This window comes from Micromonospora sp. NPDC047753 (genome assembly GCF_040642735.1).
Lineage (GTDB): Bacteria > Actinomycetota > Actinomycetes > Mycobacteriales > Micromonosporaceae > Micromonospora.
The window spans coordinates 1-1,931 of record NZ_JBEYSL010000795.1 but is presented as its reverse complement, the minus strand read 5'-3'; the positions used below and the strand labels follow the sequence as shown (position 1 = coordinate 1,931).

At 72.1% G+C, this 1,931-nt stretch carries 2 protein-coding genes; both read left to right on the top strand.

What is annotated here, in order from left to right; translation table 11 throughout:
- A partial coding sequence (locus tag ABZ749_RS34620) for a TetR/AcrR family transcriptional regulator (RefSeq protein WP_357235504.1) occupies positions 1 to 736 on the top strand: 736 nt, incomplete at its 5' end.
- A 9-nt stretch (positions 737 to 745) separates the two neighbouring features.
- The gene (locus tag ABZ749_RS34615; RefSeq protein WP_357235501.1) at positions 746 to 1,780 is read left to right on the top strand and encodes a helix-turn-helix domain-containing protein; all 1,035 of its coding nucleotides are present in this window, start codon (positions 746 to 748) and stop codon (positions 1,778 to 1,780) included.
- Positions 1,781 to 1,931 lie beyond the last annotated feature (151 nt).

Sequence of the window (1,931 nt, the reverse complement as noted above, 5' to 3'; positions counted from 1 at the left end):
GCCCGTACTCCCGCCGGCCATCGAGAGCGCGTGGGGGCTGCGGGAGCGACCACCCAAGGGCCCCCGGCCGGGAATGAGCGTGCCCACCATCGTGGACGCCGCCGTACGCGTGGCCGACGCCGACGGCCTGGCGGCCGTCTCGATGAGCCGGGTGGCCAAGGAGCTGGGCGCCGCGACAATGGCCCTCTACCGGTACGTCGGCTCGAAGGACGAGCTGCTGATGCTCATGGTGGACACCGGGTACGGCCCGTCCCCCGGCCCACCCGCGCCGGAGGACGACTGGCGCGCCGGCCTCACCCGGTGGGCCTGGGCCGAGCACGAGGTGCTGCGGCAACGATCCTGGCTGCTGCACGTGCCGATCAGCGGCCCACCGATCACGCCGCAGCAGCTCGGCTGGATGGAGGACGGGCTGCGCTGCCTCGACGGCACCACGCTCGGCGAGGGCGAGAAGATGTCGGTGCTCCTGCTGATCACCGGGTACGTCCGCAACGAGGCCACCCTCATCTCGCAGATTGCCGAGGGCAGCCGGGCGGCCGGCGTCGAGGCCAGTGAGATGATGCCGGCGTACGGTCGGCTGGTGGCACGGCTCATCGACCCCGCCCGCTTCCCCGCGCTGCACCGGGTGCTCGATGCCGGCGTGCTCTACCAGGACGACAACCCCGACGACGAGTTCGCCTTCGGCCTGGACCGGATCCTCGACGGGGTCGAGGCGCTGATCCTGCGTCGAGCGGGCTGAGGGAGTCCGATGCTGCCGAGAGACACCATCGACACCACGGTCCTGCCACCGGTCGAACGGTTCGGCATGTGGCTGGACCTGGTGGCGCGCACCTCGGCGCCGCTGCGCATCCAGTCCGCGCACAGCGACGACTTCGCCGCCCGCGCCGACTTCATCGCGCTCGGCCCGATCCAGCTGGTGCAGTACGAATACCCGTCCCTGGACGCCACCCGGACCCGGAAGCTGGTCCGTCAGTCCGACCCGGAGTTTTACATCCTCGCCCTCACCACCGGCGGCATCGGCACATCCAGCCAGGACGGTCGCCGCAGCGAGATCCTCGCCGGCGAGTTCACCTTCTACGACGGGTCCCGGCCGCACGACGTCTGCCACCACGCGACCGAACCCGAACGGGCCAAGGCCACCTCGATCATCACGCTGATCCCGCACGCCGCCCTGCCCCTGCCGCCGCAGCGGATGGCAGCCCTCTACGGCGGCCGGATGTCCGGCAGCGAGGGGATCGGGGCGTTGCTGGCACAGTTCCTGCTCCAGGTCACCGGGCATCCCGAGCAGTACCATGCCGCCGACGCCAGCCGGCTCGGCGCGGTGGGCCTCGACCTGGCCACCACCATGCTCGGCCGGCACCTCGTCGCCGAGGACGCCGTGCCCACCGAGGTCCGCCGCCGGGCGCTGCTCACCCAGGTGCAGTCGTACATCCACCGCCACCTCGGCGACGCGACCCTCGGCCCGCAGGTGGTCGCCGACGCCCACCACATCTCGGTGCGGTCCCTGCACCGGTTGTTCGAGGCCGAGGACACCACAGTGGCGTCGTACATCCGGGAACTGCGGCTGGCCCGGTGCCGGCGCGACCTGACCGACCCGGCGCTGCGCAACCAGCCGGTGCAGACCGTCGCGGCGCGATGGGGCTTTTCCGACAAGGCCCACTTCAGCCGGGCTTTCCGGGCCGCGTACGGCACCACCCCGCAGGAACACCGCGACAGCCGCTCGGATCTGGCGCGGATCGTCAACCGCCGGGCGTCCACGGTCAACTCGCTGCCGGCAGACTGACACCAACGCGGCCGGCCATCACCTGGTGGGCCGCCAACGGGGGCCGTGGCGAGGCGCCGCAGGTCGGACAGGGTGCCGAGGCTGAAGGCCAGCAGGGCGTGCTTGCTGGCCGCGTACACCGTCTCGCCGGGCGCGGCGATCAGCCCGGCCA

What these genes read in the sequence shown, in the direction of transcription:
- ABZ749_RS34615 (WP_357235501.1), top strand. Translation starts at nt 746, where the DNA reads ATGCTGCCGAGAGACACCATCGACACCACGGTCCTGCCACCGGTCGAA.